The organism is Chitinophaga silvisoli, assembly GCF_003412465.1.
GTDB classification, from domain to species: Bacteria; Bacteroidota; Bacteroidia; order Chitinophagales; family Chitinophagaceae; genus Chitinophaga; species Chitinophaga silvisoli.
In genome coordinates, this window is record NZ_QTJV01000060.1 from 1 (window position 1) to 570 (window position 570).

Below are 570 nucleotides of genomic sequence, written 5' to 3' on the forward strand. Positions count from 1 at the left end.
GCTGAATTTCTAGTTAATGATTATCTTGTTAGAGATAGTATGTACGATATGTATGGTGGTGACCAAAGTTTTTATAAGAATGGTCAAGCTATTCTAAAACGTATTAAAGAAGTACAAGCTAGTGGTAATCCTTTTGGTAATACAGACTTTACTAAAAATGATTTAGATATAGCTACTAATTTATATGATGTAACAATTAATGGTAATGCTGTTACTGTTCCTTATACTGTTAATGGAGTTACTAAACGTAAAAAAGTAGTTCTTCAAGATAAATTTAGAGGTGTTACTATTTATAATACTTTTAAATCTTCTGATAAAGTTGTTATTGATAGACTTGATGACCAACTTAAAAAAGCTGGACTTGATAAAAAAGATAGAGAACGAATATTAGAACCATTTAAAGGCGGTGTTAATGCTAATGATGCTCAATCTTATATTACTCTTGAAGAATGGATTCGTCGTATTACTGCTGCTGGTGAATTAGATAAATATGCTGGACTTATTCAAAGTCTTACAGATAATACTCCAATAGATAAAATTGATTGGACTAAATTTGCTAATAAAGTTCAA

At 28.9% G+C, this 570-nt stretch carries 1 protein-coding gene; it reads left to right on the top strand.

Going from position 1 to position 570, the window contains the following annotated elements; translation table 11 throughout:
• Positions 1-570, top strand: a 570-nt coding sequence (locus DXN04_RS35100) for a hypothetical protein (protein WP_158569328.1), incomplete at both ends; no start/stop codon positions are given.